The 473-nt window shown below is 42.5% G+C and carries 1 protein-coding gene; it reads right to left on the bottom strand.

What is annotated here, in order from left to right:
- Nucleotides 1-473 (bottom strand): ShlB/FhaC/HecB family hemolysin secretion/activation protein (locus M2R48_RS21290; RefSeq protein WP_262087621.1); only part of this gene is annotated, 473 nt, incomplete at both ends.

Here is a 473-nt window from a genome sequence, read left to right as displayed (position 1 = left end):
TCTTCAGGTGCATGCATTGCATTAAATGCACCTGTACCGCGTTTATAGGTTAAATTGCCTGTTAAAGTCGCATTGGCTAGATATTCTGTATGATCCAAACTGGCTTTCCAGCCACCGGTTTTTCGACGTTGCACTTCAATTTCTACATCATTGATGAAGTTTTGTGATTCCCGATACCACCCTCCCACACTGGCCGTGGTTTTTCGTTTGGCGTCACGGTAAAGTACCCGAGATAAATCGGCCCCAATAAGTTTGCTTTTGCCGCTATAGCTATAACTTTCGCTGGCACCTGCAACCGTTTGGTTATAATCAGATTGGCTATAACTGGTGCTGAGTAACCAATATTTGAGTGGAATGCTATAACTTAAATAATAACCGTCCGTTCCGCGTTTACCTTGATCTCCCCCACCCAAATCATGGTTATAACTGCCATAAAACAAGTCATTTGCAGTAAACAGATGGTCTAAAGATAA

Origin of the sequence: Acinetobacter sp. I-MWF, assembly GCF_025433935.1 — a bacterium.
GTDB classification, from domain to species: domain Bacteria; phylum Pseudomonadota; class Gammaproteobacteria; order Pseudomonadales; family Moraxellaceae; genus Acinetobacter; species Acinetobacter guillouiae.
This window is presented reverse-complemented; position numbering and strand designations above follow the sequence as displayed.